Origin of the sequence: Parahaliea mediterranea (assembly GCF_017255185.1) — a bacterium.
Lineage (GTDB): Bacteria > Pseudomonadota > Gammaproteobacteria > Pseudomonadales > Halieaceae > JAFKCZ01.
This window is the reverse complement of the sequence record NZ_JAFKCZ010000022.1, coordinates 26098-51442: the sequence shown is the minus strand read 5'-3', so window position 1 is coordinate 51442 and position 25345 is coordinate 26098. Positions and strand designations below refer to the sequence as shown.

General features: G+C 67.5%; 21 protein-coding genes. 9 read left to right on the top strand and 12 right to left on the bottom strand.

From position 1 onward, the window contains the following. Window positions 1–69: 69 nt before the first annotated feature. Window positions 70–915, bottom strand: coding sequence for a 3',5'-cyclic-AMP phosphodiesterase (gene cpdA / locus JYP50_RS20790; protein ID WP_206562492.1), 846 nt, complete (start codon window positions 913–915; stop codon window positions 70–72). A 22-nt stretch (window positions 916–937) separates the two neighbouring features. Beyond that, the gene (locus JYP50_RS20785; RefSeq protein ID WP_206562491.1) at window positions 938–1390 is read right to left on the bottom strand and encodes a DUF1249 domain-containing protein; all 453 of its coding nucleotides are present in this window, start codon (window positions 1388–1390) and stop codon (window positions 938–940) included. A 262-nt stretch (window positions 1391–1652) separates the two neighbouring features. On the opposite strand from JYP50_RS20785, the gene JYP50_RS20780 reads away from it, so the two are divergent. Beyond that, on the top strand, window positions 1653–3068 hold the full coding sequence (locus tag JYP50_RS20780; RefSeq protein ID WP_206562490.1) for a TolC family outer membrane protein: 1416 nt from the start codon (window positions 1653–1655) through the stop codon (window positions 3066–3068). A 28-nt stretch (window positions 3069–3096) separates the two neighbouring features. Here JYP50_RS20780 and waaA read toward each other — a convergent pair whose 3' ends face one another. Then, complete coding sequence (gene waaA / locus JYP50_RS20775; RefSeq protein ID WP_206562489.1) at window positions 3097–4368, bottom strand: lipid IV(A) 3-deoxy-D-manno-octulosonic acid transferase; 1272 nt, start codon at window positions 4366–4368, stop codon at window positions 3097–3099. A 186-nt stretch (window positions 4369–4554) separates the two neighbouring features. On the opposite strand from waaA, the gene JYP50_RS20770 reads away from it, so the two are divergent. Then, a complete protein-coding gene (locus JYP50_RS20770; protein WP_206562488.1) occupies window positions 4555–5172 on the top strand; it encodes a class I SAM-dependent methyltransferase in 618 nt (205 codons plus the stop codon). An 81-nt stretch (window positions 5173–5253) separates the two neighbouring features. Here the strand turns inward: JYP50_RS20770 and JYP50_RS20765 are convergent, their stop codons facing one another. Genes JYP50_RS20765 through JYP50_RS20755 form a run of 3 tightly spaced genes read right to left on the bottom strand, consistent with a single transcriptional unit; the run spans window position 5254 to window position 8271 of the window. After that, entirely contained in the window at window positions 5254–6327 is a 1074-nt protein-coding gene (locus tag JYP50_RS20765) for a prenyltransferase (protein ID WP_206562487.1), read from the bottom strand. After that, window positions 6324–7040 carry a methyltransferase domain-containing protein gene (locus tag JYP50_RS20760; RefSeq protein WP_206562486.1) on the bottom strand — a complete coding sequence of 239 codons (717 nt, stop codon included), beginning with the start codon at window positions 7038–7040 and terminating at the stop codon, window positions 6324–6326. Before JYP50_RS20760 ends, JYP50_RS20765 begins: the two co-directional genes overlap by 4 nt. Then, window positions 7027–8271, bottom strand: coding sequence for a glycosyltransferase (locus JYP50_RS20755; RefSeq protein ID WP_206562505.1), 1245 nt, complete (start codon window positions 8269–8271; stop codon window positions 7027–7029). The genes JYP50_RS20760 and JYP50_RS20755 overlap by 14 nt, the downstream gene beginning before the upstream one ends. A gap of 307 nt (window positions 8272–8578) precedes the next feature. Between JYP50_RS20755 and rfbA the strand changes: the two genes are divergently transcribed. Both rfbA and rfbC read left to right on the top strand, forming a co-directional pair. Beyond that, window positions 8579–9484, top strand: a complete 906-nt coding sequence (rfbA, locus tag JYP50_RS20750) for a glucose-1-phosphate thymidylyltransferase RfbA (protein WP_206562485.1) — start codon at window positions 8579–8581, stop codon at window positions 9482–9484. Then, window positions 9474–10022 carry a dTDP-4-dehydrorhamnose 3,5-epimerase gene (gene rfbC, locus JYP50_RS20745; RefSeq protein WP_206562484.1) on the top strand — a complete coding sequence of 183 codons (549 nt, stop codon included), beginning with the start codon at window positions 9474–9476 and terminating at the stop codon, window positions 10020–10022. Before rfbA ends, rfbC begins: the two co-directional genes overlap by 11 nt. Window positions 10023–10636: 614 nt before the next feature. Here the strand turns inward: rfbC and rfbB are convergent. Both rfbB and rfbD read right to left on the bottom strand, forming a co-directional pair. Continuing rightward, the gene (gene rfbB / locus JYP50_RS20740; protein ID WP_206562483.1) at window positions 10637–11701 is read right to left on the bottom strand and encodes a dTDP-glucose 4,6-dehydratase; all 1065 of its coding nucleotides are present in this window, start codon (window positions 11699–11701) and stop codon (window positions 10637–10639) included. Continuing rightward, complete coding sequence (gene rfbD / locus JYP50_RS20735; RefSeq protein WP_206562482.1) at window positions 11694–12569, bottom strand: dTDP-4-dehydrorhamnose reductase; 876 nt, start codon at window positions 12567–12569, stop codon at window positions 11694–11696. The genes rfbB and rfbD overlap by 8 nt, the downstream gene beginning before the upstream one ends. A gap of 102 nt (window positions 12570–12671) precedes the next feature. Between rfbD and JYP50_RS20730 the strand changes: the two genes are divergently transcribed. Continuing rightward, a complete protein-coding gene (locus tag JYP50_RS20730) occupies window positions 12672–13424 on the top strand; it encodes a lipopolysaccharide kinase InaA family protein (RefSeq protein WP_206562481.1) in 753 nt (250 codons plus the stop codon). Window positions 13425–13473: 49 nt separating this feature from the next. Here the strand turns inward: JYP50_RS20730 and JYP50_RS20725 are convergent, their stop codons facing one another. From JYP50_RS20725 to JYP50_RS20710, 4 genes are all read right to left on the bottom strand, one after another. Continuing rightward, window positions 13474–14382, bottom strand: coding sequence for an alpha/beta hydrolase (locus JYP50_RS20725; RefSeq protein WP_206562480.1), 909 nt, complete (start codon window positions 14380–14382; stop codon window positions 13474–13476). Between the two features lie 86 nt (window positions 14383–14468). Then, window positions 14469–15395 carry a branched-chain amino acid transaminase gene (locus JYP50_RS20720; RefSeq protein ID WP_206562479.1) on the bottom strand — a complete coding sequence of 309 codons (927 nt, stop codon included), beginning with the start codon at window positions 15393–15395 and terminating at the stop codon, window positions 14469–14471. Between the two features lie 60 nt (window positions 15396–15455). After that, window positions 15456–18341 (bottom strand): bifunctional [glutamate--ammonia ligase]-adenylyl-L-tyrosine phosphorylase/[glutamate--ammonia-ligase] adenylyltransferase, encoded by a 2886-nt coding sequence (gene glnE / locus JYP50_RS20715; RefSeq protein WP_241263394.1) that lies wholly within the window; start codon window positions 18339–18341, stop codon window positions 15456–15458. Window positions 18342–18357: 16 nt separating this feature from the next. Then, window positions 18358–20133: a GspE/PulE family protein gene (locus JYP50_RS20710; protein WP_206562478.1), complete on the bottom strand. Its 1776-nt coding sequence runs from the start codon at window positions 20131–20133 to the stop codon at window positions 18358–18360. A 131-nt stretch (window positions 20134–20264) separates the two neighbouring features. Here JYP50_RS20710 and JYP50_RS20705 point away from each other — a divergent pair, with 131 nt between their 5' ends. The 4 genes from JYP50_RS20705 (at window position 20265) to argA (ending at window position 25144) form a co-directional block, all read left to right on the top strand. Next, window positions 20265–20945, top strand: a complete 681-nt coding sequence (locus tag JYP50_RS20705; RefSeq protein WP_206562477.1) for a TIGR00153 family protein — start codon at window positions 20265–20267, stop codon at window positions 20943–20945. Between the two features lie 12 nt (window positions 20946–20957). Continuing rightward, the gene (locus tag JYP50_RS20700; RefSeq protein ID WP_206562476.1) at window positions 20958–22235 is read left to right on the top strand and encodes an inorganic phosphate transporter; all 1278 of its coding nucleotides are present in this window, start codon (window positions 20958–20960) and stop codon (window positions 22233–22235) included. Between the two features lie 83 nt (window positions 22236–22318). After that, the gene (gene argE, locus JYP50_RS20695; RefSeq protein WP_206562475.1) at window positions 22319–23470 is read left to right on the top strand and encodes an acetylornithine deacetylase; all 1152 of its coding nucleotides are present in this window, start codon (window positions 22319–22321) and stop codon (window positions 23468–23470) included. Window positions 23471–23842: 372 nt separating this feature from the next. Beyond that, on the top strand, window positions 23843–25144 hold the full coding sequence (gene argA, locus JYP50_RS20690) for an amino-acid N-acetyltransferase (protein ID WP_206562474.1): 1302 nt from the start codon (window positions 23843–23845) through the stop codon (window positions 25142–25144). Window positions 25145–25345: the final 201 nt, after the last annotated feature.

Here is a 25345-nt window from a genome sequence, read left to right as displayed (position 1 = left end):
GGGCCCGGCGATTGACGCCAGCAATTCCTTGCCCGGGATGCATCCCGGTGGCGCGGGAAATTCAGCCGATCACTTGGACAGGTAGCCGCGCTGGTGGAGGTTGAGCTCGAACGTCACCCCCCGCACCCGCGACACCCCGGTCTCCAGGCGGCCGTCGGCGTGCAAATTCAGCCAGCGATAGCCCGGGGGCCGGTCGTCGGCCTGGAAATCCTCGCTGCCCGGCGCGAACTGCACGCAGGTCGAGGGGGTCGCCAGCAGGCGCAAATCACCGCGCATGCGATCGACCTCCTGGTGGATATGGCCCCACAGCAGGGCGCGCACCCCGGGGCGGCCTTCCAGCACCCGGAACAGCTGGTCGGCATCGCGGACCCGCTGTTCGTCCAGCCACGCGCAACCGATCGGTACCGGCTGGTGGTGCAGGCATACCAGGCTGTGCAGGCCCTCGCTCGCGGCCTCGCCGAGGGCGCGATCGAGCATCGCCAGCTGTTCGGCGCCGAGCTCGCCGCCGATCTCCCCGGGTATCTGCGAATCCAGCAGGAGAATCTGCCAGCCGCCGATGCGCAACTCGAAAGGCAATAGCTCCGCCCCGCCCGCCTGCGCCGCCATGGCGCCGCGATCGTCGTGATTGCCCGGCAACCAGAACTGGCGCGGACAGAGAGCGTCGAGATAGCCCCGCAGCCGGCTGTAGGCCGCGGGTGCGCCGCCGTCCGCCAGATCGCCGGTGGCCAGCACCAGGTCCGCCTCGCCGATATCCCGGCGGGCCTGGTCAATCACCGCGCGCAGGGAGTGGTCGGTGTCCATGCCCAGCAGGCGGCCGCCGGGCTGCCCGTCGAGGTGGCAATCGGTCAACTGCAGAATACGAACGACCGGGCCTGTGTGGGCAATCTCCAGTCGCTGGCGCGATAGTTCGGGCACGGGGTGTTGCTCTCCGCGCGGGTCAGGAGCCGGTCACGGCGCCGCTGTAGTCAGCGCGGCCGTGACCCAGGCAGTGCTCCAGCCATTCCGACAGAAAGTGGTTTTGCTGCACTTTCTCGTCTTCCTGCATCATGTGCGAGTTGGGGTACTGGTAGCGCGCGGCGACGCGGCGGTGGGACTGGAACGCCCCGACCTCCAGCATGCCGGCATCGTGGTAGGCGCGCACCTCGATTTGCAGGCGCCCCAGCCAGCGCGCCTCGGCGTGATGTTGCTGCAGGCGGAATATCGTGGTGTAGCGGCTGCGCTCCAGCACCTCAAGTACAATGCGGGCGCCGCCGACATGGAACTCCCGGCGATTGCTGCGCTCATAATCCGGGAACAGGCGCAGCAGTCGCGCATAGTTGGCTTCACAAACCGCGTGAAGCCTGGCGATATCCATCTTGAAGGACCGCTTGCGGGCCCGCTGCACGCTCATTGCTGTCTCCGCCTGTCGGGATGCCTGGGTTACTCGTTACACGGAAGGAAGCGCGCCAGCGACCAGCGCGGGCAATTGCGACGAGCGCACGCTATCGCTCGACGAAAGCACCTCCGCCCCGTGGACGATTACAAAGTGTAGCACTTACCATGGCACAAACGACGCCGCAGTGGCAGCTTTTATTGCGGGTTATTAACATGCGCGGGGCGCCACGGGCTGCTAAACTGCGCATCGCTCACCCGCTCGCAACAGGGGATTTTTGATGAAAACAACCGGAGTGGCGCTGCTGGCGCTGACACTCTCTCTCGGTGTTGGCCAGGCGCAGGCGGAATCCCTGCGCGATATCTACGAGCTGGCGCTGGAGAACGACGCCCAGCTCAAGGCCGAGCAGGCACAGTACCGCGCGAACCTGGAAACCGAGAACCTGGGCCGCGCCGCGCTGCTGCCCCAGGTCAACGGCAGCTACGACTACAGCAATACCGACCAGGACCGGGAAGCCGAGAGCTTCCAGTTCGGTGACGACGGCAGTATTACGAACATCGATACGTTTTCCAACACCGACACCGACACCGAGGGCTACCAGGTCACCCTGAACCAGGCCATCTTCGACCTGCCAGCCTGGTTCACCTTCCAGTCAGGCAGGGAATTTACCCGGCAGGCCGAGGCCACCTTCGCGGCCAACCAGCAGAACCTGATCGTGCGCGTGGTGGAATCCTACCTGGGCGTGCTGCGCGCCCAGGACAACCTGTCCGCCTCCAAGGCGGCCGAACGCGCCTTCGAACGCCAGCTGGAACAGACCCAGCAGCGTTTTGAGGTGGGTCTGATCGCCATCACCGACGTGTACGAGGCGCAGGCCGCCTACGACCTGTCGCGGGTAAACCGCATCGTCGACGAAAACAATGTCAGGGTCGCCCTGGAGCGCCTGTCGGTGCTCACCGGCAAACACCACGACAACCTCGACGTGCTGCAGGAAGAGTTCGAGGCCAAAATGCCGGAGCCGATGGACCGCGCCGCCTGGGTCGATTTCGCGCTGGAGAACAACTTCGACCTGCAGGCCGCGCGCTACGCGGAAGAAGCCGCGCGCAACAGCGCCAAGGCCAACAAGTACGAACACGCCCCGCGTATCGTCGGCAGCTACTCCTACCAGGACTACGAAACCGACGGCGACCTGACCCGGCGCCCGGCGACGCAGTTCGACACCGCGCCCGACAACATCACCGAAACCAACCAGTGGCAGATCAGCCTGGAGGTTCCCCTGTTCAGCGGCGGCGCCATCAGCGCCAACCGCCGCCAGGCCGCGGAGGAGTTCAACGCCACCCGCGAGAACCGCATCAACCTGGCGCGCAACACGGTGACCAACACCCGCTCGCTGCACATGACGGTTGTCAGCGACGTGTCCCGGGTCGCGGCGCGCAAACAGAGCATCGTTTCCTCCAAGAGCGCCCTGGACGCCACCCAGGCGGGCTACGAAGTCGGCACCCGCAACGTGGTGGACGTACTGAATGCCCAGAACACCCTGTTCGCCGCCCAGCGCGACTACGCCAACAGCCGCTACGATTACATCATCGACATGCTGCAGCTCAAGGAGCAGGCGGGCCTGCTGAGCCCCGAGGACGTATACACACTGAACGAGGCCCTGGAGGAACCGCCGGCGCCGACCGCCAGCGCCTCGCCCTGAGCCTGAACCGCGCGGCCGGGAAGAACCACTAGCCCGGCCGCAACTGCTCCGCCACCAAGGCCAGCAGGCGCTCCCGCGCGCCGCGGTTGTCCGCCACCACGCGCAGTCCCGCCTCGCCCATCCCGCGCCGCCGCGGCGCATCCGCCAACAGTTCCCGCAGGGTATCCGCCAGCGCGGCGGGTTGCTGCAGGCGGATCATGGCCCCCGCCGTCACCAGCAGTGCGCTGATTTCCTCGAAATTGAACATGTGCGGACCGGTCACCACCGGCACGCCCCAGGCCGCGGCCTCCAGCGCGTTGTGCCCGCCGTGTTCCACCAGGCTGCCGCCGATAACGGCCACGCTGGCGGTACCCAGCAACAGTAACAGCTCACCCATGGTATCCCCGAGCAGGATATCGTCCCCGGCCCCCGGAACCCCCTCGCGCGAGCGGCGCGCCACCCGCCAGCCCGCCCGCCGGCACAGCTCGTGCACCGCGTCGAAACGCTCCGGGTGTCGCGGCACCAGCACCAACAGGCAGTCCCCGTGGCGGCGCAGCTCGCCGAAGGCCGCCAGTATTTGTTCGTCCTCGCCGGCGTGGGTGCTCGCCGCCAGCAGCACCGGGCGCCGGTCACCACCCAAGTCACGGCGCAATTCGGCGGCGCGGTCGCGCAGCGCGGCGTCGAGTTCCAGGTCGAATTTGATACTGCCGGTGATATGCAGGCGGCGCTGCTCCAGTCCCAGCCGTACAAAGCGTTCGCCGTCCTCGCGGGCCTGGCAGGCGACGCAGTCCAGCTGGCCCAGCATCTGCCGGATGAGCGGCGCCAGCCGGGCGTAACCCCGCGCCGAGCGCTCCGACAGACGGGCATTGGCCAGCAGGATGCGGCAGCCCCGGCGCTTGCTGTGGTGGAGCATGTTTGGCCACAGCTCGGTTTCCATCACCAGCAGCAGCTCCGGTTGCAGGCGCTTGAGAAAACGCCTCACCGCGCCGGGGAGGTCCCAGGGGGCGTAGACGTGAAACACACGCTCGCCAAACAGGGCCCGCACCCGTTCCGAACCGGTCGGGGTGGTGGTGGTCACCGCCAGGCGGTGGCCGGGATAGCGCGCCAGCAGGTCCTCGATCAGCGGCGCGGCGGCCAGGGTTTCCCCCACCGACACCGCGTGCACCCAGATCACGGGCTCGCCGGCGGCGGGGGCGGGAATGAAGCCCAGCCGCTCCCCCAGCCGGCGCCGGTAGGCCGGCGCCAGTCGCGAGCGCCACAGCATGCGCCCCAGTACGAAGGGCATGAGCAGGTAGAAAACCAGGCTGTAAAGCAGGCGCATCCGGGCTCCGGTGGTATGGCGGTGAAATGCGGAGAATACCCGCCGCCCGCCCGGCAGGCCACCCGCCCTTGCCCGCCGACGCCCAGGGGACGGTTCTTGCCGGGACGCCAGGTGCCGGAGCCGCTCTTGTCAGGCCGGGGCAAAGGCGCTAAGTTCGCTGGCTTTGCCGACAATGGACGCCGCCACATGATTCCCGACCTGCCCGCGCACATCGACCGCATCAAGGGCTTTTTGGCCGAGGACGAGGCCGGGGCGCTGTACCGCCACGCCCGCGCCAGCTGTCCCCTGGGCCCGCTGCTGGAAGTTGGCAGCTACTGCGGCAAATCCACCATCTACCTGGGCCTGGCCTGCCGCGACCAGGGCGGTACCGTGTACGCCCTGGATCACCACCGGGGCTCGGAGGAGCACCAGGCCGGGGAGATGTTCCACGACCCGGAGCTGTACGACAACAGCGAGGGCCTGGTGGACACCCTGCGGGAGTTCCGGCGCAACATCCGCGCGGCGCGGCTGGAGGACACCGTGGTGCCGGTGGTGAGCAGCTCGGCGGTGGCGGCCCGCCACTGGCGCACCCCCCTGGCGATGGTGTTTATCGACGGCGGCCACAGCCTGGACGCGGCGCTCACCGACTACCGCTGTTGGAGCGCGCACCTGCTCCGGGGCGGCATACTGGCGGTGCACGATCTGTTTCCGGATCCCTTCGAGGGCGGCCAGGCGCCGTGGGCCGTGTACCGCATGGCGCTGGCCTCGGGCCTGTTCGAGGAGGTGGAGCGGGTGAATACGCTGGGGGTCCTGCGGCGATTGTAACCGGGCTCAATCACCGCCGCCGGGGCTTTGCGAGCCGCATCCGCGGCGCGGTCCGGCGCGGCGCAATCAGGGCTCGGGCTCTCAGGTGTTTGATTTCAGTCCGCCCCGCGCCGGTGCCGCTGGCAGCAACCTGACCTCGGTAAACAGGCCGGCGGCCGCGGTGTGCCGGGTCAGGGCATCCGCCGCCAGCATGATCGCCCCGGCGGTCCAGGTGGGCTGCTCCTCCGGCCACAGCAAATCCTCGACCATCTGGTAGCCGGTCCAGTAGGCGCCATCGGCCTCCCGCCACTGATGCAGCCAGCTGTACAACTCCACCGCCCGGGCGTGATCCCCCGCCGCCAGCAGGGCCATCACCAGCTCACAGGATTCGGCCACGGTGACCCAGGGCTCCTCGAGCACGCAGCGGCAACCCAGCTCCGGCTCCACGAACTCCTGCCAGCGCTCGGCCAGTCGCGCGCGCGCCTCAGCGCCGGTGAACACCCCGGCGAGCACCGGGTAAAACCAGTCCATCGAATAGCGGGACTTGCTCTCCCAGGTGCGGTCGAAGCGCTCGGGCTTATGGCGCAGGGCGCGCCCCAGGGCCTCCCGGGCCCGCAGCCATCGCGGCCGCGATTCGCCCAGGGTCTCGGCGATGTTGTGCGCGCATTCCAGGCTCTTGTAGATCGAGCTGCAACCGGTGACCAGCGCGTCGCCCTTGGGCCTGCCGTCGCCGTCCACCGCCCAGTCGATTTCGCCCTCCGGCGACTGCAGGCCGAGCACAAAACCGACGGCCCCTTCCACCATCGGCCACATGGCCTCCAGGAAGGCGTGATTGCGGCTGATCAGGTAGTGGTGCCAGACGCCGGTGGCGGCATAGGCGACGAAGTTGCTTTCGCGGCGCTCGGTGTTGTCGGGTTCGCCCAGCCGGTAGCTGGCCCACCAGCTGCCGTCCTCTAGCTGGGTGTCCCGCAGCCAGCCGTAGGCCCGCTCCGCCGCCGCCAACTCGCCGGCAATCGACAGGCCCATGGCGGCCTCCACGTGGTCCCAGGGGTCGGTGTAGCCGCCCTCGAACCAGGGGATCTCGCCACTGGGCAGTTGCGAGCGCAGCAGGAACTCCGCCGTGGGCCGCAGGAAATCGTGGGGAAACAGGCCCCGGCTGAGGTAGGGACCGCTCACGACGTCGCCTCCTTGCGAAAATACATGACCACGCTCTTGCCGAGCAGGGGGTTGAGGGCGCGCTCGAGGTAGCGGGTCAGCGCCGGGCGCTGCATCAGGTCCCACACCAGCAGGCGATGGTATTGGCGCACCAGCCAGTTGCTGTCCTGGCTGTTCCAGAACAGGCAGCGCAACCACCAAAAGGGAGCGTGCAGGGCGTGGGCGCCGTGGCGGTGATAACCGCGAAAGCCCAGGGCCTCGATCTCCCGGCACAACTTGTCGGCGCGGAAGATGCGCAGGTGGCCGCCGGGTACCCGGTGGTAGGCCTCGCTCAGGGCCCAGCAGATCTTCTCGGGCCAGCGGCGCGGCACGCTGGCGCACAGCAGGCCACCCGGCTTCAGCACGCGCTGGATCTCGGCCAGGGCGCCGCGGTAGTCGGGGATGTGCTCCAGCACCTCGGAACAGATCACCTTGTCGAAGCTGTTGTCGGCGAAGGGCAGCGACAGCGCGGTGGCGGAGGCCAGGGAAAAACTGCGCCGGCTGTCGTCCTCGCGGGCGAAGGGCTGGAATTTCTCCCGCGTGGTGCGCAGGTCATCGAGAGCCAGGTCCACCCCCACCGACTGCACCTCGCCCTCGAGGTAGGCGGCGATGACGTGGCGGCCCTCGCCGCAGCCGAGGTCCAGCACCGCGTCCCCGGGTTGCAGGGCAAAATGCGCGAAATCAACCGTCTGCACGCAACACTTCCCGATAGTACCGGCTCATCTGCCGGGCGCAGACCTCCCAGCTGAACTGCTCGACAATCCGCTCGCGGCCGGCCGCGCCCAGGGCCTCGCGCCTGGCGGGATCCTCCAGTAGGCCGGCGATGGCCTCCGCCAGCGCCGACACGTCCCTCGCCGGCACGATCACACCGGCGTCGCCCACCACTTCCGGCAGCGCGCCGCCGTCGGTGGACACCACCGGCACCCCGCAGGCCATGGCCTCCCCGGCAGGCAGGCCGAAGCCCTCGTACACCGAGGGCACCACGGCGACCGTCGCCTCGGCGTAGTAGGCCACCATCCGCGCGGTGCTGATGCCGCTGACAAACTGCACCCGGTCGGCGATGCCGAGGTGGCCCAGCAGGCGCTCGGTGCGCCCGCCCGGCTGTGGCTTGCCCACCAGCAACAACTCCAGATCGGGATAGCGCGGCAGCAGGCTGGCGTAGGCGCGCAACAGGTAGCGCAGGCCCTTCAGCGGCGCATCCGCGGAGGCGGTGGCCATCAGCCGCCGGGCGCGCCGCGGGATGTCGGGCAGGGGCCGGAACTCCGCGGTGTCGATGCCGTTGTAGACCAGGTCGATGCCCGCCGGCTGCAGGCCGAAATCCCGGGCGATATCCTGGCGCGAGCAGTCCGACACCGTCACCACGTGGTGCAGGCGGCGGACCACCTTCTTTTGCATGTGCAGGAAGGAATGCCAGCGCCGGATCAGCAGGCGCTCCCACCAGCGCCTGGCGGCGCCGAGGGCGATACGCAAATCGCTGGTAATGGGGTGGTGCACCGTGGTGACCAGGGGAATCCCCATGGCCTGGAGCTGCAGCATGCCGTAGCTGAGGCTCTGGTTGTCGTGCACCAGATCGTACTCGTGCCGGTGGGCGCGCAGGTATTTCACCGCCCGCCGGCCAAAGGTATAGGGCTCGGCGAAACCGCCACTGAGCTTGCTGCACCACTCGATGATGTTGCTCAGCGAGCGCAGGTGCCGCGGTCGCAGGGAGCCCAGGCCGTTTTCGAACAGGTCCAGGCTGGGCAGGCAGATCAGCCGCACCCGCGGGTCCAGGTGGGGGTAGGGCGGCCCCGAGATCACATCCACGCTGTGGCCCGCCTCGACCAGCGCCTTGCTCAGGTACTTGAGGTAGACACCCTGCCCGCCGCCGTAGGGCTGCGAACGGTAGCCCAGCAGGGCAATGCGCAGGGGGCGCTCGTGCTGCACCACCGGAGCCGCACTGCCCCCCGCCGGTTCCCGGGCGGCACTGCCAGCCTCCGCTGGAACTGTGTCTAGTTGCCTGATGGCGGCTTCCTCGTCGATTCTGGCCCAGCGGCGAAGCACCGGATTCAGGCACTCGCGGGAGGCCCCGGCACAGTTGGCCGGAGACCCTGTGGAGGCTAGGGATTCTATCAAGGGGTGACCAAAAAGCCAGCCCCTGTACGAGCGTACAGTGAGACGCAGGGCCGTGCGTTGGTCGCAGTTACCACCAGATCTGCCTATAATTGTGGTCTTTTCCCGACAACAAGACAGGTTCATGCCCCCAACCCAACACAAAGGCATCATCCTCGCCGGCGGCTCCGGCACCCGCCTGCACCCACTCACCAGCACGGTCAGCAAACAGCTGATGCCGGTGTACGACAAACCGATGATCTACTACCCGCTGGCCACCCTGATGCTGGCGGGGATACGCGACATCCTGGTAATCACCACTCCCCACGACCAGCGGGCCTTCACCAACCTGCTGGGGGATGGCAGCCAGTGGGGCATCAATCTTTCCTACACCGTGCAACCCAGCCCCGACGGCCTCGCCCAGGCCTTCATCCTGGGAGCGGACTTCATCGGCAATTCCCCCAGCGCGCTGGTGCTGGGGGACAATATCTTCTACGGCGGCGGCTTCACCCGCAGCCTGCGCGCGGCCGCCGCCCGCGACAACGGCGCCTCGGTGTTCGCCTATTACGTGCAGGATCCCGAGCGCTACGGCGTGGTCAGCTTCGACAAGGACGGCACCGCCCTGGATATCGAGGAAAAGCCCGCCAAGCCGCGTTCCCACTACGCGGTCACCGGCCTGTATTTCTACGACAACGACGTGGTGGACATCGCCCGCGACATCCAGCCCTCCCACCGCGGCGAGCTGGAGATCACCGACGTCAACCGCGCCTACCTGCAGCGGGGCGACCTGCAGGTGGAGGTGATGAGCCGCGGCACCGCCTGGCTCGACACCGGCACCCACAACTCGCTGCTGGACGCGGCAAACTATATCCGCGTGGTGGAGGAGCGCCAGGGCCTGAAGATCGCCTGCCCGGAAGAGGTGGCCTACCGCATGGGTTATATCAGCGCCGAGGACCTGCTGGCCCTGGCGGCCCCCCTGGAAAAGAGCGGCTACGGCCTGTACCTGAAGCACTTGCTGAAGGAGGAAGGGGTGGTGTTCGATGAACGTTGAGCAGACCACGCTGCGGGATGTTTTGCTGCTACACCCCAAGGTGTTCGGCGACGAGCGCGGCTTTTTCATGGAGAGCTGGAACGCGAATACGTTCCGCGAACTGGGTCTGGACCTGGACTTCGTGCAGGACAACCACAGCCGCTCGGCCCGGGGTATCCTGCGCGGCCTGCACTACCAGACCCGCCACACCCAGGGCAAGCTGGTGCGCGTGGTGGAGGGCTCGGTGTTCGACGTGGCGGTGGACCTGCGCCGCTCGTCCCCCACTTTCGGCCAGTGGTTCGGCGCGGAGTTGTCGGCGGCCAACCATGCGATGATGTGGGTACCGCCGGGCTTTGCCCACGGTTTCTATGTGACGTCCCAGTATGCGGATTTCCAGTACAAGTGTACGGATTACTACGACCCCTCGAGCGAGGTGAGCCTGGCCTGGGACGACCCCACGGTGGGGGTTGAGTGGCCGGTACCGGCGGGGGAGTCGCCCCGGTTGTCGGGGAAGGATGCCGAGGGGTTGGCTTGGGGGGCTATTCCGTTTTTTGACTAGGCGTTTGTGGCTTCCCAGACCACGGGTTAATTGTCCAATCGGGATTTGGCACTTCGCAATCCGCAATTTGGTCGAATGAATTCGACCCTACAGGTTCCCAGCCGAGCCACCTTGTAGGGCGGAATTCATTCCGCCTCTTTTTGGTCGAATGCATTCGACCCTACAGGTTCCCAGCCGAGCCGCCTTGTAGGGCGGAATTCATTCCGCCGCTTTTTGGTCGAATGCATTCGACCCTGCAGATTCCCGACCAAGCCACCTTGTAGGGCGGAATTCATTCCGCCGCTTTTTGGTCGAATGCATTCGACCCTACAGATTCCCGGCCAAGCCACCTTGTAGGGCGGAATTCATTCCGCCGCTTTTTGGTCGAATGAATTCGACCCTACAGATTCCCAGCCAAGCCACCTTGTAGGGCGGAATTCATTCCGCCGCTTTTGGTCGAATGAATTCGACCCTACAGGTTCCCGGCCAAGCCACCTTGTAGGGCGGAATTCATTCCGCCGCTTTTTGGTCGAATGAATTCGACCCTACAGGTTCCCAGCCGAGCCGCCTTGTAGGGCGGAATTCATTCCGCCGCTTTTTGGTCGAATGAATTCGACCCTACAGGGTGGTGGGCGCTAGTTGGGCAGCAGCGGCCGCCACCAGGATTCGTTGGCCAGGTACCAGTCGAGGGTCTTCTCGATCCCCGTCTCAAACGACTCCACCGGCTCATAGCCCAGCTCACCGGAAATCTTCGACGCGTCGATCGCATAGCGCCAGTCGTGGCCCGCGCGGTCCTCCACGAAGGTGATCAGGTCGCGGGCGCTGCCGCCGCCGGCCGCCGGTGCGTCCGGGTAGCGGGTGCGCAATTCCGCGTTCTCCGCGAAGCGGGTATCCAGGCGGTCGCAGAGCAGGTGGACGATGTCCAGGTTGTTCCACTCATTGTTGCCGCCGATATTGTAGGTGTCGCCCACCGTACCGCCCTCCAGCACCCGCTCGATGCCCCGGCAGTGATCCTGCACATAGAGCCAGTCGCGGATATTGCTGCCGTCGCCGTAGACCGGCAGCGGGCGGCCGCGGAGGATATTGGTCAGGCACAGCGGGATCAGTTTCTCCGGGAAATGGTAGGGCCCGTAATTGTTCGAGCAGTTGCTCGTGGTCACCTGCAGGCCGTAGGTGTGGTGCCAGGCGCGGACCAGGTGGTCCGAGGCCGCCTTGCTCGCCGAATAGGGGGAATTCGGCTCGTACTTCAGCTCCTCGTGGAAAGCCGGCGCCGCCGGGGCCAGGGAGCCGTAGACCTCGTCCGTGGACACGTGGTGGAAACGGTGCTCGCGGCCGCTGCCGGCCAGCCAGGTGGCGCGCGCCGCCTCCAGCAGGCTGTGGGTGCCGATCACATTGGTCTGGATAAAGGCGCCGGGACCGGTGATCGAGCGATCCACGTGGCTCTCCGCCGCGAAGTGCACGATGGTGTCGACATCGTGGTCGCGCAGGGCGCGTTCCACCAGGGCCTGGTCACAGATATCGCCGTGCACGAAGTGGAAATTGGCGCGGCCCTCCAGATCCGCCAGGCTGGCGCGATTGCCGGCGTAGGTCAGCGCGTCGAGGGCCACCAGGGTGTCCCGCGGGTGGGCGGCGGCCCAGTGGTGAACGAAATTGGCGCCGATAAAACCGGCGGCGCCGGTGACCAGTAGTGACTTACTCAATGTGGTGCTCCTTGTATTCATCCAGCATGCGGCGCAGTTGCTCGCGCCAGTGCACCCCGGGGCGCCCCAGGTCCGCCCAGGTCGCGCCCTTGTCCAGCACGCTGTAGGCCGGGCGGCGGGCGGGGGTGGGATAGTCGCTGGCGGGGATCGGCGCCACCGTCACCGGGCGGGTCAGCAGGCCCCGGGCCAGGCCCTCCTCGGCGATGGCCACCGCGAAGTCGTACCAGCTGCACACGCCGGCGTCGCTCCAGTGGTAGGTGCCGTGCAGTTCCGGGCGGGCGGCAAAATCCCACAGCGCCCGCGCCAGCCCGGCGGCCCAGGTGGGGGTGCCCACCTGGTCGCCCACCACCCGCAAGGTGTCGCGCTCGCCCATCAGACGCAGCATGGTCTTGACGAAATTGCCGCCGAAGCGGGAGTACACCCAGCCGGTGCGCACGATCAGCGCCCGCGGCAGACACTCGCGCACCGCCTTCTCGCCGTCAAGCTTGCTGGCGCCGTAAACGCCCAGCGGATTGGTGGCGGCACTGGGGTCGTAGGGGGTGCCGGCCTGGCCATCGAACACGAAATCCGTGGACACATGAAGCATTCGCACCCCCAGGCTCGCGCAGGCGCGGGCGAGATGGCCGGCGCCGGCGGCGTTCACCTGCCGGGCGCGCTCGGGTTCCGACTCGGCGCGGTCCACCGCGGTGTAGGCGGCGGCGTTGATCACCACATCCGGGGCCAGCGCGGCGATGCGCTCCAAAGTGGCATTGGGGTCGGCAATGTCCAGTGCGTCGCGGCCCAGGGCCAGCAGCTCCACCTCGGGTGCGTGCTCCGCCAGTTCGCGGCCGAGCTGGCCGTTGGCGCCGGTGACGAGTACTTTTTGCATGGCGATGATCTGAATGGGTCCTGATTGGCAGCGTGGCATGGGGGCCGGCCAGCGAAAAAACCCGGAGATTTGGCGGCCACAGCCGCGTAGAATAACACGTCCATGGACACCAGCGCCCAAACCATCACCCGCGAAAGCGCCGACGGCACCGACCTGGAGCATATTGCCCGGCAGCTCGCCGGCCGGGAATTGCCCGCGGGATGGGAGAGTGTCGCCAGCTCCGCGCACGACCTGGTCGCCCGGAACCCGGCGGCGGGCCTGTACTACAAGGAATACACCGCGCGCTCCCTTCCGGGACGGCTGGGCGCCCGCCTGGGCCTCGGCGTGGCGCGCCGTGCGCGGCGCAACAGCGCCAGGCTGGCGCTGGCGGGCTTCACCGCGCCGCAATACCGGGGCCTCGGCGTGTTGGAGAACGGGCGCGAGTATGTATTCGTGGACGCGCTGGCCGGCGAATCGGTGAGTCACTGGCTGCGGCTCGCGCTCGGCGACCGCGACCCCGCCACCCTGGCCCTGCGCCGCGCCCTGCTGCGGGAACTCGGCACCTTCATCGGCCGCCTGCACGCCGCCGGTTTTCTACACGGCGACCTGCGCTCGGACAATGTCCTGGCCACCTACAAGGGCGGGCAGTTTCGCTTCGCCCTGATCAACAACGAACACGGCAGCCTGCGCAGGCCCCCGCCCGGCACCGGGCTGCTGGCCGACCTCGCGGCGCTCAGCCGATTGCCCGCCTCGGCCGCCACCCGCGCGGACCGCTGGCGCTGCTTTCTGGCCTGGCGTCGCCAACACCCGGAGCTGGGTCACGAGGAAGCCCGGCTGCTGGCCGTGGAAGCCTATCGACGACGCGCCAAGGATTGATGATTACCGGGGAAAAAAACCGGGGATCGCACGAGCCGCCCCGGCCCCGCTAGGTCCCGGCCACGGCTTCGCCGCAGCGCCGCTCCAACCAGTCCGCCAACTCTTCCAGCACTTCCAGCCGTTCCGGCTCGTTGAAAATCTCGTGGTACAAGCCCGGGTAAAGGCACAGGGTCTTGTCGGTGGAGCCGATACCGGCGTGAAAGGCGGCGGAGCCACTGGCCGCGGTCATCACGTCGGCCTCGCCGTGCATCACCAGTACCGGTAGCACAAGCTCCGCGCGCCGGGCCTCGACTTCGCCCATGGTGCGAAACAGCTCGTTCACCAGGCGGGCGCTGACCTTGCCGTCGTGCACCAGGGGATCGTCGCGGTAGGCCCGCACCACCTCGGGGTCGCGACTGACCTCGCTGGCGTCCAGTTGCATCAGCCCCAGCCTGGGGAACAGGCGCGACAGCAGGCGGTTGATCCACAGCAGGATTTTCGGCGGCGAGTCGGGCACCGCCAGCGCCGCGCCCGAGAACGCCGCGCCGGCGAATTGCCGCTGGTGGTCGAGCAGGTAGCGGGCGGCAATCAGGCCGCCCATGGAATGCCCCACCAGGAAACGGGGCAGGTCCGGGTACCAGCGGGCGATAGCCGCGCCCAGCTTGTCCAGGGGCGGGAAGAAGTCCTCGAAACGATCGATATGGGACCGTGTTCCGGGCGACTCGCCGTGACCGGGATGATCCGGCGCCACCACCGCGAAACCGCGCGGGCAGAGGTAGTCGGCGAAGCCCTGGTAACGGCCGCTGTGCTCCCCCAGGCCATGCACCAGCAGGATCACGCCCCGCGCCTGCCCCAGGGGGGGCCAGTGGCGGTAGTACACATCGCCGGCCAGGCGGCCCTCCTCGGGGGTGAGCGTTGCGTTTTCCCTCGCGCCGTTTCCGGCGCGATCCACAACCTCGTCTTCACGCACTTCCGCCATGGGAACCAATCCCTCCCTTGTCCTTTGTCACTGTCAAAGGCCGCGGCGGCGCCTTGGCAATAGGCAGCCCGCTTTTCAGCAGCCCGTCAGGCCACCGGGGTGAGCCACTCCCGGTACTGGCTGCGGTTGCCGCGCACGGTATCGAAATACATGGTCTGCAGTTTCTCGGTCAGCGGGCCGCGGGAGCCGCTGCCGATGGTGCGGCCGTCCAGCTCGCGAATCGGCACCACCTCGGCGGCGGTGCCGGTGAAGAAGGCCTCGTCGGCGACGTAGACCTCGTCACGGGTGATGCGTTTTTCGCGGATGGTGTAGCCGAGCTCCTCCGCCAGGGTGAAGATGCTGCGGCGGGTGATGCCGTCCAGGCAGGAGGTCAAATCCGGGGTCAGGATCTGGTCGTTGCGCACGATGAAGATATTCTCGCCGCTGCCTTCCTGCACATAGCCTTCGTTGTCGAGCAGCAGGGCCTCCTCGGCGCCGCAGTCGAGGGCCTCCTTGAGCGCCAGCATCGAGTTGATGTAGTTGCCGTTGGCCTTGGCCTTGCACATGGTGATGTTCACGTGGTGCCGGGTGTAGGACGAGGTGCGCACCTTGATGCCGCGGTCCCTCGCCTCGGGGTCCATGTAGGAGGGCCACTCCCAGGCGGCGACGATGACGTGGGTCTGCAGGTTGTCGGCGCGCAGGCCCATGCCCTCGGAGCCGTAGAAGCACATCGGCCGCAGGTAGGCCTCTTCCAAACCGTTCTCGCGCACCACCTGGCGCTGGGCTTCGTTCAGGGTGTCCTTGTCGTAGGGCATGCCCATGCCCAGGATGTGGGCCGAGCCGAACAGGCGGTCGGTGTGCTCCTTCAGGCGGAAAATACAGGTGCCCCGGTCCGGGGTCTTGTAGGCGCGAACGCCCTCGAATACGCCCAGGCCGTAGTGCAGGGTATGGGTGAGCACATGCACCTTCGCCTCCCGCCACGGCACCATTTCGCCGTCAAACCAGATCAGCCCATCGCGATCAGCCAGATTCATCACCCTACTCCTGTCAATACACGCCCTGGCGGGCTGTTTGCCAACAACCTGCCGGGATTATCAAGCGTCGCTGCCGTACGACGCGAACAATTGCTCCCACTTGGCGGAGACCGCTGCCCTGTGCTCACGGTATTCTTCGGCCGGCACCACGTCCGGCTGCTGTTGCAGGGCAAGCTGGTGGGCGGCGGACCGATAGGCCAGGTAGGCCTGGATAAGCGCCTCGGACTCCCGCTGCTCGAAAAGGCCGTTACTGCCCAGTGTCTCGAGGATGCGGATGTTATCGGACCACTGGACCAGGTCCGGCACCCGGTGGGACCACGCCAAGACCGCGTATTGCACCATAAATTCAATATCGACGATACCACCCTCGCCGTGTTTCAGGTGAAATTCACCGTTTGCGGCGACCTCCGCGCCCAGCAGGTGCTCGCGCATGCGCCGGCGCATGGCGACCACCTCCCGGGCCAGTTCCGCCGTGTCCCGCTCCCGGCACAGCATCTCCTGGCGCACCGCGTACACCTGCTCGCCGACCGCCGGATCACCGGCCACCAGGCGCGCCCGCACCAGGGCCTGGTGCTCCCAGGTCCAGGCCGACTCCCGCTGGTAACTGGCGAAGCCGCTGGTGGAGGCGACCAGCATGCCGGAGTTGCCCGAGGGCCGCAGGCGCATGTCCACTTCGTAGAGGTTTCCCAGGGCCATGCGGGTTTCCAGGATGTGGATCATGCGCTGGCCCAGGCGCGTATAAAAAACCGAGTTTTCGATACTGCGCTTGCCGTCGGTACTGCCCCTGGCCTCGGCGTCGTAAACGAAAACCAGGTCCAGGTCCGAGCTGTAGCTGAGCTCGATGCCCCCCAGCTTGCCGTAGCCGAACACGGCGAAACCGTAGCCGCCGCCGGGCCTGGCGGGCTCGCCGTATTTCACCGTGAGGTCGTGCCAGGCCACCGCCAGCACCTGCTCGAGGATGACCTCCGCCAGCCAGGTCAGTTTGTCGCTGACCTTCATCAAGGGCAGGCGCCCGACCATCTCGCTGGCGGCCACCCGCAGGGTATGGGATGCCTTGAAGTAGCGCAGGACATCCATCTGGGCTTCCAGATCGTCCACCGCCAGCCGCGCCACCTGCTGGCGCAGCTCGTCCTGCAGCAGGCCCTTGTCGGGGGCGGTGTACAGGCTCGCGCGGTCCAGCAACTCGTCCAGCAGCACCGGGTGATCGGCCATCTGCTGCGCGATCCAGGGGCTGGCGGCGCACAGCGTCACCAGCTCGTCGAGGGCCGCCGGATTCTCCAGCAGCAGCGCCAGGTAGGCGCTGCGGCGGGTGACCGCCACCACCAGGGGCAAGACCCGCGCCAGCGCGGTATCCGGGTCCGCGGCCTCGGCGCAGGCCAGGATCAGTTGCGGCATGAACTCCTCCAGCCGCTCGCGACCCTGGGTCTGCAGGGCCAGTACCCGGCGGCTGTCGCGCAATTCCACCAGCGGTGCCAGACTGCCCTCCGGGTCGCGGTAGCCAAGGGCCGCCAGGCTGTCGGCGCCGAGGTCCTCGCCCCACAGCACCAGGTCGCTGTCCGCGGGTTCCTGGACCTCGCCCGGCTCGGCGATCAGGTTGCGGAAGTGCCCGGCCACCCGCTCCCGGTGCTCCCGCAACCGCTCCAGGTAGGCCGGCCAGTCGGCGCAGCCCATGACCCGGGCCATGGCCGCCTGCTGCAAAGACTCCCCGGGCAGCGCCTGGGACTGCTGGTCGCGGTAACCCTGGATCGCGTGTTCGCTGTCGCGCAGGAAGAGATAGGCCTCGCGCAACTCCCGCGCCGCCTGTTCCGGCAGGCAGCCGAGAGCGGCACACTCGGCCAGCACCGGCAGCAGTTCCCGCTGCTGCAGGCCGAGGTCGCGGCCGCCGCGAATCAACTGGAAACACTGGGCGATGAACTCCACCTCGCGGATGCCGCCGTGGCCCAGCTTGACGTCGTTGTCCAGGCCCCGGCGCCGCACCTCGGCGGTGATCATCTGCTTCATGCCGCGCAGGCTGTCGATGACGCCGAAGTCCACGTACTTGCGGTAGATAAAGGGGCGCAGCATCTGCGCCAGCTCCGCCGCCCGCGCCGCGCCGCCGGTCACCGCCCGGGCCTTGATCAGCGCGTAGCGCTCCCAGTCGCGACCCTGTTCCTGGTAGTAGTCCTCCAGGGCACTGAAATTGTGCACCAGGGCGCCGCTGTCGCCGTAGGGGCGCAGGCGCATGTCCACCCGGAACACGAAACCCTCGGCGGTGACCTGGTCCAGGGCGTTGATCACCCCCTGGCCCAGCTTGGTGAAAAATTGCTCGTTGGAGATCTGCCGGCTCTCGCCATCGGTATCGCCGGCCTCGGGGTAGGCGAACATCAGGTCGATGTCGGAGGACACGTTGAGCTCGCGGGCGCCGAGCTTGCCCATGGCCAGCACCAGCAGCTCCTGGGGTTCGCCGCTGCGCCGCCCCCGGGGGGTGCCGAAGCGGCGCTCCAGGTCCCGGCGGCAGTGCTCGAGGGCGCCCTGGATACAGGCCTCGGCAAGCAGCGAGGTGTCCCGGGTGGTTTCCAGGGTCGGCGCCAGGCGGCAAAAGTCCCGCCACAGGATGCGCAGCATGTGGCGGGCGCGGAAACGGCGCAACACCGGCAACAACTCAGCGCCCGCCGCCGCCAGCGCGGTCTCGAGCTGGTCGCGCAGTTCGCCCTCGTCCAGGCCGCGCAACAGTTCGCCGGAGTTCAGCAGCGCCACCATCGGCGCCAGGTCGCGGCGCAGCTGCTCGGCCACAAAAGGGCTGCAGGCCAGCATGTGGTCCAGGTGCCACGGGTGGGGATAGTCGGCCCAGGCCCGCTCCCAGTCCCCGCGCACATCCTCCGCGCAGCGCTCGCCCAGGCGGGCCCGGGCCGCGGCGGCCTGTTCCGCCAGCGGCCCGGGCAGGGGCTGTGACAGCATCTCGTTCATCGCGCTAGCACCTCCCTCAGGCGTCGAGTACCGGGGCCACGCGCATGACCTCCTCGATCGTGGTCTGGCCGCGCGCGACCCGGCCGGCGCCGCTCAGGCGCAGGGTCTGCATGCCCTCGGACATGGCCAGGCGGCGGATGCGGGCGGTCTCCATGTGCGGGGTGATCTCCTCCTGCACCGCGGGGGAGTTCACCAGCACCTCGTAGATGCCCTGGCGGCCGATGTAACCGGTGTCGCGGCAGGCGCGGCAGCCCACGGGGTGGGCGATCCGCTCCGGCGGGCTGACGGTGTAAGGCTCCACCAGCTGTTGCCAGGCCTCGACATCGGTGGCCGCGAACTGCTTGCACTCCGGGCACAGGATGCGCACCAGGCGCTGCGACATCACCCCCCGCACGGTGGCCTTGATCAGGTAGGCGGGCACGCCGAGCTCCAGCAGGCGGGAGATGGAACTGGGGGAGTCGTTGGTGTGCAGGGTAGACAGCACCAGGTGGCCGGTGAGCGCCGCCTGTACCGCCATGCTGGCGGTCTCCAGGTCGCGGATCTCGCCCACCATGATGATATCCGGGTCCTGGCGCATCAGGGCGCGCACGCCGGTGGAAAAATCCAGGCCGATGCCGTGGTTCACCTGCATCTGGTTGAAGGCCCCCTCGACCATCTCGATCGGGTCCTCGATGGTGCACACATTGACCTCGGGGGTGGCCAGCTTGCGCAGGGTGGAATAGAGGGTGGTGGTCTTGCCGGAACCGGTGGGGCCGGTGACCAGCACGATACCGTTGCCGGCCCCGGTCATGGCGTTCCAGCGGCGCAGGTCCTCGTCCGCCAGGCCCAGTTGCTCGAAGGATTTCTGCAGCACGTCCGGGTCGAAGATGCGCATCACCAGCTTCTCGCCGAAGGCGGTGGGCAGGGTCGCCAGGCGCAGCTCCACCTCGTTGCCCGCGGGGGTCCGGGTCTTCAGGCGACCGTCCTGGGGGCGGCGCTTTTCCGCCACGTCCATGCGCCCCAGGATCTTGATCCGGCTGGTGACCGCCGCCGCCACCTGCTGCGGCAGCTCATACACGCTGTGCAGGACCCCGTCGATGCGAAAGCGCACGTTGCCCACATTGCGCCGCGGCTCGATGTGGATATCCGAGGCGCGCTGCTCGAAGGCGTACTGCAGCAGCCAGTCCACGATGCTGACCACGTGCTGGTCGTTGGCGTCCACCTCCTTCATGGACCCCAGGTCCAGCATCTGCTCCAGGTTGGTGATGCCGGGGGCGGCCTCCGGGCGGCTGGCGCCGTGGGCGCCGCGCACCGAGCCGGCCATGGTGTAGAACTCGGCGGTGTGGCGGGCGATGTCCCGCGGGTCCGCCAGCACCCGGCGAATCCGCTTGCGCAGCACATGCTCCAGGTTGTTTTCCCAGGCCCGCACGTAGGGCTCGGCGCTGGCGATCACCACCTCGTCCGGATGCACTTCCACCGCCAGGATGCGGTGGCGCTGGGCGAAGGCCCGCGACATCACTTCCGCCACCGCGGTGACATTGATCTTGAGCGGGTCGATGCGGTACACACTCTGGTCGGTGCGCGCCGCCAGCCAGTGCAGCAGGTTGTCCATCTCCAGCACCTTGCCCGGGCGCGCGCCGTCGGCGAGCTTCTGCTCGGCGAGAAAGACCAGCGGATGCACCGCCTTGATGCTGGCCGAGCCCAGGCGCGAGGCCTCGGCGGCAGACAGGCGCCCGTCGGAGTGCAGGGCCTTGACCAGAAATGCCAGGGTGAGTGGCGCTTCCACCATCTGCGCGTCGATCTGTGCGGACATTGCCCGGGGTTCCATCGCCGTTGCCGAAGTCTGGCCTGCATGCTATCACAGGGTCGGGGCAGTGACGCGCCGGTTGTTGCATCGACGGTGCGAGGCCCTATACTGCGCGCCAATCGACCGGGAGTATGACTATGGCGGGATCGAACCCCCTCGGCAGCCTGTTCGGCAGGTCGCCCATCGGACCCATCCAGGAACACATGCAGGTGGCGCACGAGGCGTCCCAGCTACTGCCCCTGTTCTTTGCGGCCAGCGCCAAAGCCGACTGGGCCGAGGCCGAGTCCCTGTTCAAGGATATCGGCAGGGCCGAGCGCAGCGCCGACAAGCTCAAGCGCTCGGTGCGCCGTCACCTTCCCAAGAGCCTGTTCCTGCCGGTACCCCGGTCCGACCTGCTGGAGCTGGTAACCATCCAGGATCACGTGGCCAATATCGCCAAGGACATCTCCGGGCTGATTCTCGGCCGGCAGATGCAGTTCCCCGAGGCGCTGCAACAGCCGCTCACCGAACTGGTGGGCACCTGCGCCGACACCACCGGGCAGGCGCTGCTGGCGATCCGCGAGCTGGACGAGCTGCTCGAAGTCGGCTTCACCGGCCGCGAGGTCAAGCGCGTCGAGGGCATGATCAAGGAACTGGAAAAACTGGAGGGCCGCACCGACAAACAGTCGGAGGCGCTGCGCGGCAAGCTGTTCAAGATGGAGAGCGAGCTGCCCCCGGTGGACGTGATGTTCTACTACAAGATTATCGAACTGCTGGCCGCCCTGGCCGACGCCGCAGAGCGGGTCGGTCACCGCCTGCAGATCCTGATGGCAAAGTAAGAAGGCGCACCCATGGACATCATCGCAGCCCACGGCAGCACACTGCTGATCATCGCCTGTTGTTTCGGCTTTTTCATGGCCTGGGGTATCGGCGCCAACGACGTCGCCAACGCCATGGGCACCTCGGTGGGCTCCCGCGCCCTGACCATCAAGCAGGCCATCCTGGTGGCCATGATCTTCGAATTCCTCGGCGCCTACCTCGCCGGCGGGGAGGTCACCTCCACCATCCGCAAGGGCATTATCGACCCCGCCTCCCTGGAGGATTCACCCGAACTGATGGTCTTTGGCATGCTCTCGGCGCTGCTGGCGGCGGGCACCTGGCTGCTGATCGCCTCGCTGAAGGGCTGGCCGGTCTCCACCACCCACTCCATCGTCGGCGCCATCGTCGGCTTCGCCTCGGTGGGTATTTCGGTGGACGCCATCCACTGGGACAAGGTGGGCACCATCGTCGCCAGCTGGGTGGTGTCGCCGGTGCTGGCGGGCACCATCTCCTTTGGCCTGTTCATGAGCGTGAAGGTCCTGATTCTCGATACGGACGACCCCTTCCAGCGCGCCAAGCGCTTTATCCCCGTGTACATGTGGATGGTCGGCTTCATGATCTCCATGGTCACCCTGCTGAAGGGCCTGAAGCATCTCGGCGTCGAATTCGACCTGGGCCTGGGCAGCAAGTTCGCCAACGCCATCCCGGTGTCGGCGGCGGCCGGCCTGGTGGTGGCGGCGTTCGGCGCCTGGCTGCTGACCCGGATCAAGGAACAGCCCAACCAGGAACACCGCTTCGCCAACGTGGAGCGGGTGTTCGCCATCCTGATGGTGTTCACCGCCTGCTCCATGGCCTTCGCCCACGGCTCCAACGACGTGGCCAACGCGGTGGGCCCGCTGGCCGCCATCGCCAGCACCATCCAGTCCGGGGGTGAAATCGCCGCCAAGGCCGCGCTGCCCTGGTGGATCCTGCTGGTGGGGGCCGCCGGCATCGTGGTCGGCCTGGCCACCTATGGCTGGAAAGTGATTGCCACCGTGGGCCGCAAGATCACCGAGCTCACCCCCAGCCGCGGCTTCGCCGCCGAACTGGGGGCGGCCTCCACGGTGGTGGTCGCCTCCGCCACCGGCCTGCCCATCTCCACCACCCACACCCTGGTGGGCGCAGTACTGGGCGTGGGCTTCGCCCGCGGCATCGCGGCGCTCAACCTGCGTACCATCGGCCAGATCTTCATGTCCTGGATCATCACCCTGCCGGCCGGGGCCGGCCTGGCGATCGTGTTCTTCTTCATGTTCCGGGGCATATTCGCCTGACGCCCCGCAGTTGACGAGCCGCGCTCCCGGGGGCTAACGTGCCCTGACCCCCGGGAACAATCCCGCCACTGGCGCCCCTCCCTATGCCCCTGCCCGAACAACAGATCATCCGCCAGCTGCAGGCGCTGGTGGGCACGGCTTCGGTCAGCTCCACCGACCCCTCCTGGGACCAGGGCAACCGCGCAGTGGTGGAACTGCTCGAGGGCTGGCTGGCGGACCTGGGCTTCGCGACGGAAATCCTCGACATCACCGACGACGGCCGCAAGGCCAACCTGGTCGCCACCCTAGGCAGCGGGCCGGGCGGCCTGGTGCTGGCGGGCCACACCGACACCGTGCCCTTCGACGAGGGCCGCTGGCGCAGCGACCCGCTGTCGCTGTGCGAGCGCGACGCGCGGCTCTACGGCCTGGGCAGCACCGACATGAAGGGCTTTTTCCCCCTGGTGCTGGCGGCGGCGCGGAGCTTCCTGGACAAGCCCCTGCGCCAGCCGCTGATCGTACTCGCCACCGCCGACGAGGAGAGCTCGATGAACGGCGCCCGGGCGCTGGCGACGGCGGGGCGCCCCCGGGCGCGGGCGGCGATCATCGGCGAGCCCACCTCCCTGGTGCCGGTGCGCATGCACAAGGGCATCATGATGGAGGCGGTGCGCATCACCGGGCAGTCCGGGCACTCCTCCAACCCCGCCCTGGGCAACAGTGCGCTGGAAGCGATGCACGAGGTCCTGGGCGACCTGATCGGCTACCGCGAGCTGCTCGGACAACGCTATGCCAACCCCGCCTTCGCGGTGGCGGTGCCCACCCTGAATCTCGGCTGCATTCACGGCGGCGACAGTCCCAACCGCATTTGCGGACGCAGCGAGCTGCACATCGACCTGCGCATGACCCCCGACGGCGACGACCGCGCGGTGCGCGAGGAACTGGACCAGCGCCTGCGGGCCATTGCCGAGCGCCGCGGCGTAGCCATCGAACTGGACCCGCTGGTCAAGAGCGTACCGCCCTTCGAGCAGGGCGCGGACAGCGAGCTGGTACGGGTAGCGGAGCAGCTCACCGGCCACCGCGCCGAGAGCGTCGCCTTCGCCACCGAGGCGCCCTTCCTGCAACAACTGGGCATGGAGACCATTGTCATGGGGCCGGGCTCCATCGACCGGGCCCACCAGCCGGACGAGTACCTGGAGCTGGATCAGCTCAAACCCTGTGTGCGATTGCTGGAGCAGTTTATCGCCCACTATTGCCTGTAGCGGGCCCGGGTGACGCGGCCACGGGCATTGGCCGAATGAATTCGGCCCCACAGGTGGATTCTCCCGCCCATTGGCCGAATGAATTCGGCCCTACAGGAAAATCATCCCCCCCCCCTGTAGGGTCGAATTCATTCGACCATAACCTTCACCCCATAGTGTCGAACTCCTTCGACCACAACCCCCACCCCATAGGGTCGAATTCACCCGCCCACGACAGAACCACCCAACCCGCAAACCTGAATGCACACGACCCCGGCTGCAGGAATGCCCCGCCAAGCCGGCATGCCGCGGTGTGCAAAATTGCCATTAGTGCAACGGCCGGCCATTCGGTAACCTTGCTCCTTTAATCGATGCATCGGACAACGACAGGACATGACCCCGAGTCGGGAACACATTCGCTGGTTCAGGAATACCGCCCCCTACATCAACGCGCACCGGGGCAAGACCTTCGTGTTGATGCTGGGGGGCGAGGCCGCGCAGCACGCCAACTTCCCCACCATCATCCACGACATCGCGCTGCTGAATAGCCTGGGCGTGCGCCTGGTGCTGGTACACGGCAACCGGCCGCAGATCGGCGAGCGGCTGCGGGCCGCCGGTATCGAGAGCCGCTTCCAGGACGGCATGCGGATTACCGACAGCGCGGCCATGGGCCACGTCACCGATGCCGCCGGCTCCCTGCGCGCGCAAATCGAGGCGCTGCTGTCCATGGGACTGCCCAACTCGCCGATGCAGGGCGCCAGTATCCGGGTGTGCTCGGGCAACTTCGTCACCGCACGTCCCATCGGCGTGGTCAACGGCACCGACTACCAGCACACCGGCCGCGTGCGCCGGGTGGACGTGGCCGGCATCCGCGAACAGCTCGCGGCGGGCTCCATCGTGCTGCTGTCGCCACTGGGCTACTCGCCCACCGGCGAGATCTTCAACCTCACCCTGGAGGACATCGCGGTGCACTGCGCGTCCGCCATCGGCGCCGACAAGCTGCTGCTGTTCGGCGCCGCCCAGGGCCTGCAGGACGACAGCGGCCAGCTGCTGCGGCAGCTGGCGGTGGGCAACATGACACAGCGCGCCTTCGCCGACGAAGACCAGGCCCGTCTGGCGGAAACCGCCCGCCGCGCCTGCCTGGCGGGCGTGGAGCGCTGCCAGGTGATCAGCTACCGCGACGACTGCGCGATGCTGGAGGAACTGTTCACCCACGACGGCAGCGGCACACTGGTGGCCAAGGACGACTACGAACAGTCTCGCACCGCGACCATCGACGACGTGGGCGGCATCCTGGAGCTGATCGAACCGCTGGAGCATCAGGGCGTGCTGCTGAAGCGTTCCCGCGAATTGCTGGAGACCGAAATCCGTCACTTCCGCCTGCTGGAGCGGGACGGCCGCATCCTCGCCTGCGCCGCGCTCTACCCCTTCCCCGAGGAGGGCTGCGGCGAACTGGCCTGCATTGTCTCCCACCCCGAATACCGCGGCGGCCACCGCGGCCAGCGCCTGCTGCGCGAGCTGGAGCAGGAAGCCCGCAAGCAAGGACTGGACCGGGTCTTCGTGCTCACCACCCAGACCGCGCACTGGTTTATCGAGCAGGGTTTCGAGGAGCGCTCCCGCGACGCGCTGCCCGGACAGAAACAGCAGCTGTACAACCTGCAGCGCAATTCGAAGGTGTTTTTCAAGGCCCTCTAGCCCGCGCCGTTGCGGCGTAGAGTCGAATTGATTCGCCCCAAAAGCGGCGGAATGAATTCCGCCCTACAGGGGGATATCGCACAGCCTGTAGGGTCGAATTCATTCGACCAAACAGCGGCGGAATGAATACCGCCCCACAGGGGGGATATCGCGCAACGTGTAGGGTCGAATTCATTCGACCAAACAGCGGCGGAATGAATT